This window comes from Streptomyces odontomachicola (genome assembly GCF_039605595.1).
Classification (GTDB): Bacteria; Actinomycetota; Actinomycetes; order Streptomycetales; family Streptomycetaceae; genus Streptomyces.
In genome coordinates this window covers 531,942-545,504 of sequence record NZ_JBCFOK010000001.1, presented here as the reverse complement: position 1 = coordinate 545,504, position 13,563 = coordinate 531,942, and the positions used below count along the sequence as shown (strand labels likewise).

The 13,563-nt window shown below is 71.3% G+C and carries 12 protein-coding genes; 5 read left to right on the top strand and 7 right to left on the bottom strand.

Annotated features, from left to right (window positions below; translation table 11 throughout):
• The first annotated feature begins 80 nt into the window (after positions 1-80).
• A complete protein-coding gene (locus ABEE00_RS02555) occupies positions 81-1,814 on the top strand; it encodes an LCP family protein (RefSeq protein ID WP_345743490.1) in 1,734 nt (577 codons plus the stop codon).
• A gap of 67 nt (positions 1,815-1,881) precedes the next feature.
• Here the strand turns inward: ABEE00_RS02555 and ABEE00_RS02550 are convergent, their stop codons facing one another.
• Both ABEE00_RS02550 and ABEE00_RS02545 read right to left on the bottom strand, forming a co-directional pair.
• The gene (locus ABEE00_RS02550; RefSeq protein ID WP_345743489.1) at positions 1,882-2,964 is read right to left on the bottom strand and encodes a glycosyltransferase family 2 protein; all 1,083 of its coding nucleotides are present in this window, start codon (positions 2,962-2,964) and stop codon (positions 1,882-1,884) included.
• Positions 2,965-3,158: 194 nt separating this feature from the next.
• Positions 3,159-3,338 carry a hypothetical protein gene (locus ABEE00_RS02545; RefSeq protein WP_345743488.1) on the bottom strand — a complete coding sequence of 60 codons (180 nt, stop codon included), beginning with the start codon at positions 3,336-3,338 and terminating at the stop codon, positions 3,159-3,161.
• On the opposite strand from ABEE00_RS02545, the gene ABEE00_RS02540 reads away from it, so the two are divergent.
• Positions 3,325-4,692, top strand: coding sequence for an LCP family protein (locus tag ABEE00_RS02540; protein ID WP_345743487.1), 1,368 nt, complete (start codon positions 3,325-3,327; stop codon positions 4,690-4,692). The genes ABEE00_RS02545 and ABEE00_RS02540 overlap by 14 nt on opposite strands.
• Positions 4,693-4,774: 82 nt before the next feature.
• Here the strand turns inward: ABEE00_RS02540 and ABEE00_RS02535 are convergent, their stop codons facing one another.
• Positions 4,775-5,329: an acyl-CoA thioesterase gene (locus tag ABEE00_RS02535; RefSeq protein ID WP_345743486.1), complete on the bottom strand. Its 555-nt coding sequence runs from the start codon at positions 5,327-5,329 to the stop codon at positions 4,775-4,777.
• Positions 5,330-5,457: 128 nt separating this feature from the next.
• On the opposite strand from ABEE00_RS02535, the gene ABEE00_RS02530 reads away from it, so the two are divergent.
• Positions 5,458-6,699, top strand: a complete 1,242-nt coding sequence (locus ABEE00_RS02530; protein WP_345743485.1) for an LCP family protein — start codon at positions 5,458-5,460, stop codon at positions 6,697-6,699.
• Between the two features lie 106 nt (positions 6,700-6,805).
• Here the strand turns inward: ABEE00_RS02530 and ABEE00_RS02525 are convergent, their stop codons facing one another.
• On the bottom strand, positions 6,806-7,180 hold the full coding sequence (locus ABEE00_RS02525) for a VOC family protein (RefSeq protein WP_345743484.1): 375 nt from the start codon (positions 7,178-7,180) through the stop codon (positions 6,806-6,808).
• A 76-nt stretch (positions 7,181-7,256) separates the two neighbouring features.
• Between ABEE00_RS02525 and ABEE00_RS02520 the strand changes: the two genes are divergently transcribed.
• Positions 7,257-7,832, top strand: a complete 576-nt coding sequence (locus ABEE00_RS02520) for a CGNR zinc finger domain-containing protein (protein WP_451918479.1) — start codon at positions 7,257-7,259, stop codon at positions 7,830-7,832.
• Between the two features lie 13 nt (positions 7,833-7,845).
• Here the strand turns inward: ABEE00_RS02520 and ABEE00_RS02515 are convergent, their stop codons facing one another.
• Positions 7,846-9,192, bottom strand: coding sequence for a UDP-glucose dehydrogenase family protein (locus tag ABEE00_RS02515; protein WP_345743483.1), 1,347 nt, complete (start codon positions 9,190-9,192; stop codon positions 7,846-7,848).
• A gap of 302 nt (positions 9,193-9,494) precedes the next feature.
• Here ABEE00_RS02515 and ABEE00_RS02510 point away from each other — a divergent pair, with 302 nt between their 5' ends.
• On the top strand, positions 9,495-10,601 hold the full coding sequence (locus tag ABEE00_RS02510; protein WP_345743552.1) for an acyl-CoA dehydrogenase: 1,107 nt from the start codon (positions 9,495-9,497) through the stop codon (positions 10,599-10,601).
• Between the two features lie 42 nt (positions 10,602-10,643).
• Here ABEE00_RS02510 and ABEE00_RS02505 read toward each other — a convergent pair whose 3' ends face one another.
• Together ABEE00_RS02505 and ABEE00_RS02500 are read right to left on the bottom strand one after the other, a co-directional pair.
• Entirely contained in the window at positions 10,644-11,741 is a 1,098-nt protein-coding gene (locus ABEE00_RS02505) for an alpha/beta hydrolase (protein ID WP_345743482.1), read from the bottom strand.
• A gap of 99 nt (positions 11,742-11,840) precedes the next feature.
• Positions 11,841-13,352 carry a peptide MFS transporter gene (locus ABEE00_RS02500; protein WP_345743481.1) on the bottom strand — a complete coding sequence of 504 codons (1,512 nt, stop codon included), beginning with the start codon at positions 13,350-13,352 and terminating at the stop codon, positions 11,841-11,843.
• Positions 13,353-13,563: the final 211 nt, after the last annotated feature.

The following is a 13,563-nucleotide window of genomic DNA, read 5'->3' as shown; positions in this document are numbered from 1 at the left end:
CCCCAGCGGGCGGCCGGGGGACGGCGCGAGGAAGCGACGGGCCCGCTGCGCTGCTGGATACAGGACAGCGGGGAGGGCCCGTGCGGCAGAACGGCGTCCGGGGAGGGCAGGGTGAGCGCTCGCGCATACCCACGGCCCGCGACAGGGGCTGGGACGATTCCCTGTACGAGGACCGGGACAGGGAACGGAACGAGGGCGGGGACACCCGTGACGGCGACGGTGAGCCGCATGAACGCGGCCCGGTGAAACGGGACCGGGACCGCCAGGGGGAGGACAAGCACTCGGCACGCCGCCGCCCCGCGCGGCGGCGCAGACGCGTGCTGCTCTGGATCGTCTCGGCGTTCTCGGTGCTGGTGCTGCTCGTCGCGGGCGCCGGGTATTTCTACTACCAGTACCTCAACGGCAATCTCGGCAAGGACATCCTCAACCTCGGCGACAGCAAGCTCGACAAGACCGGGCCGAACGCCGCGGGGCAGACGCCCCTCAACATCCTTCTGCTGGGCTCGGATTCGCGGGACGGCGGGGACAACGCGAAGCTCGGCGGTTCGCGCGCCGACCGCGGCAGGCCGCCGCTCGCCGACGTGCAGATGATGCTCCACGTGTCGGCCGACCGCAGCAACATGTCGGTGATCTCGATCCCGCGCGACACCAAGGCGACGATCCCCAAGTGCACCGACCCGGACGACGGGAAGGTCTATCCGGAGACCACGGGACGCATCAACTCCAGCCTCCAGCGCGGCGGTCCCGGCTGCACGGTCGCCACCTGGGAGGAGCTGACCGGCATCCCGGTAGACCACTTCATGATGATCGACTTCTCCGGCGTGGTCTCCATGGCGGACGCGGTCGGCGGCGTACCGGTGTGCGTGAAGGACAACGTGCGCGACCCGAAGTCGCACCTGCGGCTGCGCAAGGGGCGTTCCGTCGTACGCGGCGAGCAGGCGCTGCACTGGCTGCGCACCCGGCACGGCTTCGGCGACGGTACGGACATCGGCCGCGCGAAGGCGCAGCACATGTACATGAACTCGATGGTGCGGCAGCTCAAGTCGGGCACCAAGCTCACCGACCCGGGGAAGCTGCGCGACCTGGCCGAGGCCGCGACCGAGGCGCTCACCGTGGACACCGGCATCGGCTCGGTGAAGAAGCTCTACGACCTGGGCAGCGACCTGCGCCGGGTGCCCACGGGGCGGATCACCATGACGACGATGCCGTGGCGCTATGCGCCGGGCGGCTATGTGGAGCCCAAGGACGGCGACGCGGACAAGCTGTTCTCCATGGTCCGCAACGACGTCGCGCTGGACGGCAAGGACAAGAAGAAGCACGGCCCGGCGAAGAAGCCCGAGCCCACGAAGCCCTCCACGCCCCAGGCCGAGCTGCCCGTACGGGTGCTCAACGGCACGGGCACGGCGCTCCAGGCTCCCGTCACCGGGCGCGCGGGCCAGATCACCGAGGTGCTGGGGCGGCAGGGCTTCGCGCAGACCGTCGCGGACGCCACGCCCAAGTCGCAGGCGGACACGACGGTCAGCTACCCGCGGGAGGGCCAGCGCGGCGACGCGCTCGCGGTGGCCAAGTCCCTCGGCCTGCCGGAGAGTTCGCTGAAGCACTCCACGGGCGTGGACGAGGTGACGCTCGTGATCGGCGCCGACTGGCGGCAGGGCGAGCGCTACCCGGCGGGCGCGGGCGGCGGCTCCCAGGACGACGCGGACAAGGGCGGCTCCGGCGGCAAGGACGACAACAAGGCGCCGGACAGCGCCGACGCGCTCAACGGCAAGGACAAGGGCGCCTGCATGGACGTGAACCCGGCGTACAGGTTCTGAGCCCGGCCGCAGGCCACGTGAAAGCGCCCCGGGCGTCGCCCGGGGCGCTTCGCTGTGTGCGGCCTCGTTACGAGGGCTGCCGCTCGGCGGTCTCCGCCGCCCCGGCCCGCACCGGCTCGCGGCGGCTGGCGATGACCTTGCGGGCCAGCTTCTTGGGGCTGGTCAGGAAGCCCCAGCCCCAGGACATGTGCATGGTGGCCAGCGCCAGCGGGATGCGGACGCGGGACGCGGCCGAGAGGCCCTTGCCCGCCGGGAAGGAGCCCGCGGCGATCGCGGCGAGGTAGCCGCCGGGCACCACCAGGCCCCACGGCGTGACCAGCACACCCACGACCGTGCCCGCGGCGATCGCGCACACGGCGGCCGGCGGCGCGAGATAGCGCAGGTTGATGGAGCCGGAGTGATAGCGCGCGACCACGTGCCGCCAACGGCCGTAGTTCTTGTACTGCTTGGCGAGGGCGCGCACATTGGGCCGGGGCCGGTAGGACACCCGCAGGTCGGGCGAGAACCACACCAGGCCGCCCGCCTCGCGGATGCGGAAGTTGAGCTCCCAGTCCTGCGCGCGGATGAACTCCTCGTTGTACCCGCCCTGCTGCTCCAGCACGTCGCGCCGGAACACGCCCAGATACACGGTCTCGGCCGGCCCCGCCTGCCCGCCGGTGTGGAAGGCCGCGTTGCCCACGCCGATCTTGGAGGTCATCGCCGCTGCGACGGCCTCCTCCCAGGCGTTCTCGCCCTCGGCGTGCATGATGCCGCCCACGTTGGCCGCGCCGGTCTCCTCCAGGAGCCGCACGGCGGTGGCGATGTAATTCGCCGAGAGCATCCCGTGCCCGTCCACGCGCACCACGACGGGGTGCCGGGAGGCCTTGATCGCCGCGTTCAGCGCGGCGGGGGTGCGGCCCGTGGGGTTGGGCACGGTGGCGACCCGCCGTTTGCCGGACGCGGTCTCGCTGACCAGCTCGGCCGCGATCTCGTCCGTGCGGTCCTCGGAGGGCCCGAGCGCGATGACGACCTCGAGCTCGCCCTCGTACTCCTGCTCCAGGATGGCCCGCACCGCGGTGCGCAGGTGCCGCTCCTCGTTGAGCACCGGCATGATCACCGATACGGCGGGGAGCGCGGCCAGTTCGGCGGGTGGGGTGGCGCTATCAGTCACGCCGCTCACGGTACCGCGTACGGATGAGGGCCCCGCACGCCAGCCGGGTAGCGGGCGCTGGGCCATTGGGCGTGTGAGGGAGGCGCGCCCGGTCATATCGGCCTACGGTGCGAGACGTACGGAAAGTAGCCGACCGACCGCAGAGCGCAGCTCCACGCCCCCGCCCGACGGTCCCGTTCGCACGCCGCGAGGTGTCAGTTGCCCGCACCGCCCCACCGCCAGCCCTCGTCACGGCCGCCCTCGAGTACGCCCAGGTCAGGACGCCCCGGCACGCCGCCGCGCGGCCGGGAAGGCCGCACGCCGCGCTGGGGTCTGAGACTGTCGGCCGCCGTCTCGGCGCTCGTGCTGACCGCGAGCTGCGTGGGCAACGTCATGGTCTCCGACCTGGACCAGAACGTGCGCCGGGTGGACGCCTTCAAGGGCATGAAGGGGCGCCCGGGCAGCACGGACGGGCTGAACTTCCTGGTGGTCGGCACCGACAAGCGGGACAAGATCAGCGACGCGCAGCGCAAGAAGTACAACCTCGGCGGCTCGGCGTGCGACTGCACCGACACCCTGCTGCTGGTGCACGTCTCGGCCGAGGGCGACCGGGCCAGCGTGGTGAGCCTGCCGCGCGACTCGTACGCCGAACTGCCGCCGCACAAGGACAAGATCTCCGGCAAGTGGACCGACACGCTGCCGGCGAAGCTCAACTCGGCCTACACGCACGGGGGTCCCCAGCTCACCGCGCAGACGGTGGAGAAGATGACCGGGGTGCACCTGGACCACTACCTGGAGGTCGACTTCACCAGCTTCATGCGCACCGTCGACACCCTGGGCGGGGTGCCGGTGTGCACGGACAAACCGCTCAAGGACGACCACTCGGGGCTGGACCTGCCCGCCGGCACCTCGAACCTGAACGGCGGCGAGGCCCTGCAGTACGTACGCGCCCGGCACCTGGACGCGGCGGCCGACATCGGGCGGATGCAGCGCCAGCAGCGCTTCCTCGCCTCGGTGCTGACGAAGGCGACCGACAGCGGGGTGCTGCTGAACCCGGCGAAGTTCCAGAAGGTCTCCTCCGCCATGCTCTCCTCGGTGCGCGCCGACCCGGGCTTCGGCACCGAGCAGATGATGCAGCTCGGGCAGGCCATGCGCGGCTTCTCGCCGTCCTCGTCCGAGTTCGTCTCGGTGCCGATCAAGAACACCGACAACCGGGTGCCGGGGCTCGGCTCGACGGTGCAGTGGGACGACTCGCGGGCCCGCGACCTGTTCGGCAAGCTGCGCGCCGACAAGCCGCTCGCGGCGCACAAGAAGAAGGAGCACGGCAAGGAGGAGGCCAAGCAGGGCGAGGGCTCGGGCGTGCCGGTCGAGGTGGCGCCGGACAACGTGAAGGTGCAGGTGGAGAACGGCACCGGTACGCCGGGGCTGGGCCACAAGGCCGATCAGGCGCTGCGCGGCGCGGGCTTCGACACCACGGGCATCCCGCGGAACGCCGAGGACAAGAAGGCCAAGCACACCGTGATCTCCTACGACCCGCGCTGGGACGCCTCGGCCCGCTCGCTGGCCAAGGCCGTTCCGGGGGCCGAGCTCAAGGAGGAGAAGGGGCGCGGCCCGGTGATGCGGGTCACCGTGGGCTCGGACTACAAGGACGTACGGAAGGTGCGGGCGAGCTCGCCCGACGGCGGCTCGGACGGCGCGCCGGAGCCGGACGGCAAGGCGGTCACGGGCGACAAGGTGGCCTGCTCGTGAGGCCCCTGCTCATGAGGCCGGCTGCTCGCGAGGCCGTCCGCTCGTGAGGGGCGCGCGGTCGGGGTGCGCGGCTCGCGGCGGCTCACGCGTGCTGGTCGGGCTCCGCGTGCTGCTTCTGCTCCCGCAGCTCCCTGATCGCGCGGCGCCTGGCCAGCCGGTGGGTGCGGCGGATCTGCGCCTCCTGGTAACGCCGCTTGTCCCGGTCGCTTTCCGGGACGACCGGCGGTACGGCGCGCGGCTTGCCGTCCGTGTCCACCGCGGCGAACACCAGGTAGGCGCTGCCGACCTGGGTGGCCGGCGTCGACTCGTTCCAGCGCTCGGCCAGCACCCGCACGCCGACCTCCATGGAGGACCGGCCCGTCCAGTTCACCTGGGCCTTCACATGGACCAGGTCGCCCACCCTCACCGGCTCCAGGAACACCATCTCGTCCATGGAGGCGGTCACCGCTGGGCCCTCGGAGTGCCGCCCCGCGACCGCACCCGCCGCGTCGTCGACCAGCTTCATGATCACGCCGCCGTGCACGGTGCCGAGGAGGTTGGTGTCGTTCCCCGTCATGATGTGGGACAGGGTGGTGCGGGACGCGGCGGTCGGCTTGCCCGGAAGGGTGTCGTCCGCGGTAAGGGCCTGGTCGGTCATGTCCTCCACCATATGCGGGGACAAGATGGACACCGGTGCGACGGCTTTGCATCAGAACTGCTACAGCATTCGACCGAAGCGGACACCGGGCTGGGTTCGCACGCCGTACCAGGTGCACACTGCCCGGCATGAATCAGTGGCCCGACGGATGGACCGAGGGCTCCCGCGACCGGCGAGGTCGCGGAGGCCCCGGACGACCAGACCCGACAAGTGTCATGCCTCAGTCACCCCGCCAGGGCGTACCCGCCCAGGGCGGAGGGGGCTACGCCGGCGACCCGGGCCCCGGATACGACTCGGGCTACAACACGGGCCAGGTCTACCGGGGCGGTGGCGGCGGCCACGGCGGCTACGACGACGATTACGCCTACGACCGGCGGCCGCGTCCCAACTGGGGCCGCCGCATCAAGGTGACCGTCATCACGGTCCTCGTGGTGTTCCTCGCCTGGTCCATCGGCACCTACTTCTGGGCCGACTCCAAGCTCCAGCGCAAGGTCGACCTCGGCATCGTCGAGAACCGCCCCGACGCGGGCAGCGGCACGAACTACCTGATCGTGGGCTCGGACAGCCGCGAGGGCATGACAGCGCAGCAGAAGAAGGACCTGCACACCGGGTCGGCCGAGGGGAAGCGGACCGACTCGATGATGATCCTGCACGTGGGCTCGGACGGGCCGACGATGATCTCGCTGCCGCGCGACTCGTGGGTGGAGATCCCGCCGTTCACCGGCGCGGAGTCGGGCAAGCACTACACCAACACCCAGCACACCCGGCTGAACGCGGCGTACGCGCAGGACGGTCCGACGCTGCTCACCCGCACCGTCGAGCACAACACCGGGCTGAAGATCGACCACTACGCGGAGATCGGCTTCGGCGGCTTCGCGCAGATCGTGGACGCGGTCGGCGGCGTCGAGATGAACATCCCCGAGGACATCAAGGACAAGAACTCCGGCGCCGACTTCAAGAAGGGCAAGCAGGTCCTGAACGGCAGGCAGGCCCTCTCCTTCGTCCGCAACCGGCACGCGGGCACCGGCGACAGCGACCTCGGCCGTACGAAGAACCAGCAGAAGTTCCTCTCGGCGCTGGCCAACCAGACGGCCACCCCGTCGACGGTCATGAACCCGTTCCGGCTCTACCCCACGATGGGCGCCGGCCTGGACACGCTGACCGTCGACAAGGACATGAGCCTGTGGAACCTGGCGTCCATGTTCTACGCGATGAAGGACGTGACCAGCGGCCAGGGCAAGTCCATGAACATGCCGGTCCAGATGGTGTCCGGGCCCTCCGGCTCCCTCCTGTGGGACAAGCCGAAGGTGCACGAGCTGGTGAACCAGCTCAAGAACGACGAGAAGGTGACCGTCACCTCCGACCGCTGAGAGGTCGCCCAGAGGCACTGACCGCGCCAGACCGCGCCACTGAATTCCGAGGGGCGGGCCGGATCCTTCCGGCCCGCCCCTCGCTTGGTCGCGCGCCCTCGCCCCGCTACTTCGCGCAGAGGCAGAAGGGGTGGCCCGCCGGGTCCAGGTAGACGCGCCAGTCGCCCTCCTCCGTCTCGGACTGGACCAGCTTCGCGCCGAGCGCCAGCACCTCGTTCTCGGCCTCGTCCCAGCGGTCCTTCGGTACGTCGAAGTCCAGGTGCAGCTGCTGGCCGTGCTCCAGGCTCGGCCACTGGGGCGGGATGAAGCCCGGGGACTCCTGGAAGGCGAGGCGCCGGCCCTCGGGGCCCGCGACCTCGACCCACTCGGAGTCGCTCTCGGCGGGGTCGATGCGCCAGCCCAGCACGCCCGCGTAGAACTCGGCGAGCCGCTGCGGGTCGGGACAGTCCAGGACGACGACGCCCATTGTCGCGATGGCCATGGTTACCCCTTGGTTGGGTTTGGTGGTAACGCCTTCGGTTACCTCATGATGGCCCCGTACCGGTAACGTGGCAACCGTGGCGGACAACGGCATGCCGGATTCCCTCGTCCTGGTGCGGGAGTTGGTGAACACCCGGGACGTGGAGACCGGCGAGGACGCGCTCGCCGAGGGAGCGGGCTTCGCGGACTTCGTACGGCGGCACGGGCTCGGCCCGATGGGGCTCGACCGCGACCGGCACGGGGCCGACCTGCGCGAGCTGCGCGAATGCCTGCGCGCCGCCTGCCTCGCCCACGCGGGCACGGACATGCCGCCGCACGAGGCGGCCGTGCTCGGGGAGCGGCTGGGGCACGCCCCGCTGGCGCTCGGCGTGGACCGTACGGGGGCGGCGGCGCTGCGCCCGGCGGAGGGGCTCTCCGGCATGCGCGCGCTCACCGCGCGGATCGCCGCCGACATCGCCGCGGCCTCGGCGGACGGCGCCTGGCAGCGGCTCAAGGTGTGCGAGGCGCACGACTGCCTGTGGGCGTTCTACGACAGGAGCCCGGCGGGCCGCAGACGCTGGTGCGACATGGCCGTCTGCGGCAGCAGGGCGAAGATGCGCGCGTACAGGAACAGGGCGAACAAGGCCGACAAGCCCCGCGACACGCGCAGTTGACCCCGGAGGGCCCTCAGGCGCGCGGCCGCCCCAGCGCGCGGAAGGTCCAGCCCGCCTTGCGCCACAGCTCAGGGTCGAGGGTGTTGCGCCCGTCCAGGAGGTGCCGCCTGGCCACCGCCTCGCCCAGCACCGCCGGGTCCAGCTCCTTGAACTCGCGCCACTCGGTGAGGTGCAGCACCACGTCGGCGCCGCGCACCGCCTCCAGCGCGCTCGGCGCGTAGCCCAGCGTCGGGAAGAGGGCGCGCGCGTTCTCGTTGCCCTTCGGGTCGTACACCGTGACCTGGGCGCCCTGGAGGTGGAGCTGACCTGCGACGTTCAGCGCGGGCGAGTCCCGTACGTCGTCGGAGTCGGGCTTGAAGGTGGCGCCGAGCACGGCGATCCGCTTGCCCAGCAGGCTGCCGCCGAGCGCCTCGCGTGCCAGCTCGACTATGTGGGCGCGGCGCCGCATGTTGATCGAGTCGACCTCGCGCAGGAAGGTCAGCGCCTCGGAGGCGCCCAGCTCGCCGGCGCGGGCCATGAAGGCGCGGATGTCCTTGGGCAGGCAGCCGCCGCCGAAGCCGATGCCGGCGCGCAGGAACTTACTTCCGATCCGCTCGTCGTGCCCGATCGCCTCGGCCAGCTTCACGACGTCGCCGTCTGCGGCCTCGCACACCTCGGCCATGGCGTTGATGAACGAGATCTTCGTGGCCAGGAAGGAGTTGGCCGAGGTCTTCACGAGCTCGGCGGTCGGGAAGTCGGTGACCACGAAGGGCGAGCCCTCGGCGATCGGCTGCGCGTACACCGTGCGCAGCAGGTCCTCGGCGTGCTGGCTGCGCACGCCGACCACCAGCCGGTCCGGGTGCAGGGTGTCCTTGACCGCGAAGCCCTCGCGGAGGAACTCCGGGTTCCAGGCGAGCTCGGCGTCCTCGCCGACGGGGGCGGCCGCGGCGAGCTCGGCGGCCAGCCGCTCGGCGCTCCCGACGGGGACCGTGGACTTGCCGACCACGAGCGCGGGCCGCTTCAGGTGCGGGGCGAGCGAGGCGACCGCGCTGTCCACATAGCTCATGTCGCAGGCGTATTCGCCGTGCCGCTGCGGGGTGTTCACACAGATGAAGTGGATGTCGCCGAATTCCCCGGCCTCCGCGTAGGAGGTGGTGAAGCGGAGCCTTCCGCTCGCGCCCTCGTGCCCGGCGACGTGCTTGCGCAGCAGGTCCTCCAGGCCCGGCTCGTACATCGGGGCCTCGCCGCGCTCCAGCACGGCGATCTTCTCGGCGGAGACGTCCAGGCCCAGCACCTCGAAGCCCAGCTCGGCCATGGCGGCTGCGTGGGTGGCACCGAGATATCCGGTGCCGATCACGGTGATCCTGGGGGCGGGGGCCATCGGTGCTCCTGTAACTGCCGGCAAACGCTGGGCGAACGCTGCCCGCGAGCATAACGGGGCGCGCCCGCGGGCATTCCCGTGGAGCCCGGGCCCGGGAAGGCTGTCGTGAAGCTCACGTATCGCGAGCCCCCGAATGCCCTCTAGAATTCGGGTTACTTAACGGTAATTTGCTTTGCAGTGCCCGCCCATGCCGCGCCGTGCCACCGCGAACGGCGGCTCAGGAGGAGTGAGACAACTTGGCGTCCAACGGAAACAGCAACGCCGCCGACTTCGACCTCTACCGGCCCGCCGAGGAGCACGACATGCTCCGCGACTCGGTGCGCGGACTGGCCGAGGCGAAGATCGCTCCGTTCGCGACCGAGGTCGACGAGGAGGGCCGCTTCCCGCAGGAGGCGCTGGACGCGCTCGTCTCCAACGACCTGCACGCGGTGCACGTCCCCGAGGCGTACGGGGGCGCCGGCGCCGACGCGCTGGCCACCGTCATCGTGATCGAGGAGGTCGCCCGGGTGTGCGCCTCCTCCTCGCTGATCCCGGCCGTGAACAAGCTGGGCTCGCTGCCGGTGATCCTCTCCGGCTCCGAGGACCTGAAGAAGCGGTACATGACGCCGCTCGCCAAGGGCGACGCGATGTTCTCCTACTGCCTCTCCGAGCCGGACGCGGGCTCGGACGCGGGCGGCATGAAGACCAAGGCCGTACGCGACGGCGACAGCTACGTGCTGAACGGCGTGAAGCGCTGGATCACCAACGCGGGCGTCTCGGACTACTACACGGTCATGGCCGTCACCGACCCCGAGAAGCGCACCAAGGGCATCAGCGCCTTCGTCGTGGAGAAGGGCGACGAGGGCGTCTCCTTCGGCGCCCCGGAGAAGAAGCTCGGCATCAAGGGCTCCCCCACCCGCGAGGTCTACCTCGACAACGTGCGCATCCCCGCCGACCGCATGATCGGCGAGGAGGGCACGGGCTTCGCCACCGCGATGAAGACCCTGGACCACACGCGCATCACCATCGCCGCGCAGGCGCTGGGCATCGCGCAGGGCGCCCTGGACTACGCGAAGGGCTACGTCCAGGAGCGCAAGCAGTTCGGCAAGCCGATCGGCGACTTCCAGGGCGTGCAGTTCATGCTCGCCGACATGGCGATGAAGCTGGAGGCCGCGCGGCAGCTCACCTACGCGGCCGCGGCCAAGTCCGAGCGCGTCGACTCCGACCTGACCTTCTTCGGCGCGGCCGCCAAGTGCTACGCCTCGGACGCCGCGATGGAGATCACCACCGACGCGGTGCAGCTCCTCGGCGGCTACGGCTACACCCGGGACTACCCGGTCGAGCGCATGATGCGGGACGCGAAGATCACGCAGATCTACGAGGGCACCAACCAGGTGCAGCGCGTCGTGATGTCCCGCAACCTGCCGTAACGGGCACGACGAGAAGCACGGACCCCCCGACCGGCCGCCGGATCATCCGGCGGCCGGTCGTGTGTGCTCCCTGATCCAGTTCAGGACCTCGCGGTTGACGCCGGGCAGCCGCAGGATCGGGCCGCCGTGCGCGCTGCCGTCCTTGACCTCGTACCGCATCCGGCCCTCGGGCGCGCCCGCGCGGCGCTCGGCGCGCACCAGGTCGCGGGCGTGCGCGACCGGCACGAAGTCGCCGCGCGAGTGCAGGAGCAGCATCGGCGGGTCGGCGGCGCCCGAGGCGTGCCGCAGCACGCGCATGTCCTGCCAGCGCCGCGAGCAGGCCGAGCGCGGCTCCCCCGCGCGCGGCGCGCAGCCGGCCAGCACCTGGGCCTCGCCGCGCACCCGGCGCGCGTTCCTGTCGGCCGGGCCGTCGCCCTTCGCCGCGCCGCCCTGGCGCCAGGAGCGCAGCGGGTCGGCGACGGCGGAGAGCCCGACCACGCCGGCCACGCGCTTCCCGCCCCCGTACGTGGCGGCGCTGAGCGCGAGATGGCCGCCGGCCGAGGAGCCGACCAGCACCATGCGGCCGGGGTCCACGCCGAAGGAGCCCGCCCGCTTCCTGATCCAGGCCAGCGCGCTGAGCACGTCGGCGCGCTGCGCGGGCCAGTGGGCGTCGCTGTTGCGCCGGTAGCGCACGGTGAAGGCGGCGAAGCCCTTGTCGGTGAGGTTCTTGGCCCAGGTGTCCCATGCGGGGTGCTGGTCCTGATACCAGAAGCCGCCGTGCAGCAGCACGACGGCGGGGCGGCGCGCGCCCTGCGAGGGGGCGCCGCGCTGCCAGTGGGCGGTGAGCTTCTGGCGGGCGTCCCGGCCGTACGCGTAGTCCGCCTCGGACCTGGGCGCGGTGCGGCCCGCGCTGCCCAGGTTGTCGGCGGGCGCCGGCGCGGGGTCCCGCGCGGCGACGGGATCGGACGCGGAATCGGGGCCTGAGCCTGTGCCGGAGTCGGAGGCCGGGCCGGAATCGGAGGCCGGGCCGGAGTCGGAGGCGGTGTCGGACGCTGAGCCGGGCGCGGGCGGTGCCGCGGGGGCTATGCCGGTCTCCAGTGCGGGCGTCGTGCAGAGGACGAGTACCGCACAGACCGCGAGGCTGATGAGGAGTCGACGCACCCCCACAGGCTCACGAAGCGGCCGCAGGGCCGCACGGCTTGGGCCCCCGAACGGGGCGGTGCGCCGTCCGGGGGCCCGAGTGGCGGCTTCGCGTGGGGGTTACTTCACGCTGCCGAGGAGCGGCCTGATCCGGCTCCGGCTCGCCAGGAACGCGAGGCCGGCCACGACCGCGATCACGCCCTGCACGGCGAATCCCGTACGGCCGGTCGCGGCGTCCCCCGCCACGAGCTGGACCAGCGCGAAGACGCAGTCGCCCGCGGTCACCGCGAGGAACCACACTCCCATGAGCTGGCCCGCGTACTTGGCCGGGGCCAGCTTGGTGGTGACCGAGAGGCCGACAGGGGAGAGGCACAGCTCGGCGAGGGTCTGGATCAGGTAGACGCCGATCAGCCACAGCGGGCTGACCTTCTCGCCGCCGGAGGCCGCCGCCATGGCGAGCATCATCAGGCCGAAGGAGGCGCCGACCAGGATGAGGGACGCCGAGAACTTCGCGGTGGTGGAGGGGTTGCGGCGGCCGAGCTTGACCCACACCGCGGCCAGCACCGGCGCCAGGATCATCACCCACATCGGGTTCACCGACTGGAACCAGCTCGTCGGGAAGGTGAGCCCGAGCAGGTCGGTGGAGGTGCTGTCCTTGGCGAACAGGTTCAGCGTGGAGCCGGACTGGTCGAAGATCATGAAGAAGATCGCGGCGGCCACGAAGAACCAGATGTAGCCGCTCAGCTTCCGCTTCTCGTCCGCGGTCACCTCGGGGTCGCGCTTCATCTTCACGAAGTAGCACGCGGGCAGCACGAGCCCCGCGATGCTCAGCGGCCACAGCACCCAGTCGATGGTGAAGGCGTCCGCCAGCACCACGGCGCCGTAGAACACGGCCAGCACCAGGACGGCGAGCAGGGTGTTGCGCAGGGCCTTGCGGCGCTCGCCGTCGTCCAGGGGGTTGGGCACCACGGCGGACTCCGGCGGCATGTTCCGGGTCCCGTACAGGAACTGCACCAGGCCCAGCAGCATGCCGAGCGCGGCGAGGCCGAAGCCCAGGTGCCAGGAGACGCTCTGCCCGGCCCAGCCGATGAGCAGCGGGGCCGTGAAGCTGCCGATGTTGATGCCCATGTAGAAGACGGTGAACCCGCCGTCGCGCCGCGGGTCGTCCGGGCCCTTGTAGAGCTGTCCGACCATCGTCGAGATGTTGGACTTGAGCAGTCCTGAACCGACGCCGATGAGGGCGAGGCCCACGAAGAACAGGGCCTCGACCGTGGTGGCCAGCAGCGCGTGGCCGATCATGATGACGAAGGCGGAGACCGCGACGGTCTTGCGCGGGCCCCATACGCGGTCGCCGAGCCAGCCGCCCGGCATCGACATGAGGTAGACCGTCGCGTTGTAGACGGAGTAGAGCGCGACGGCCGTGGCCGTCGCCATCCCCATGCCGCCGTCCACGACCGCGGCCGTCAGGTAGAGCACGAGCAGGGCGCGCATGCCGTAGAAGCTGAAGCGCTCCCACATCTCGGTCATGAAGAGGGTGGCCAGGCCGCGGGGGTGTCCGAAGAAGGACTTTCCGCTGCCGCCGTTCGCCGCGGGCAGGTCCTGCGGCGCGTCCTTGGTCGCGGTGGACGCCATGGTGGTTCCTTGCTGCTGGGTGGGGGCGGCGCGGGGAGCCGCCGCACGCGTCCCCGGCCCCGGGCGCGCGTCGTCGCGCGGCGGGGCGGGGGCGCAGATCATGCACTGGGATCAGGGTGACGATCGCCGGATGGGCGCCAGAAGGGTCTTTTGGCGTGTTCATTCCGACGAAAGCCCTGGATGACCAGCGTACCTCTGAAAGTTCAAGGGT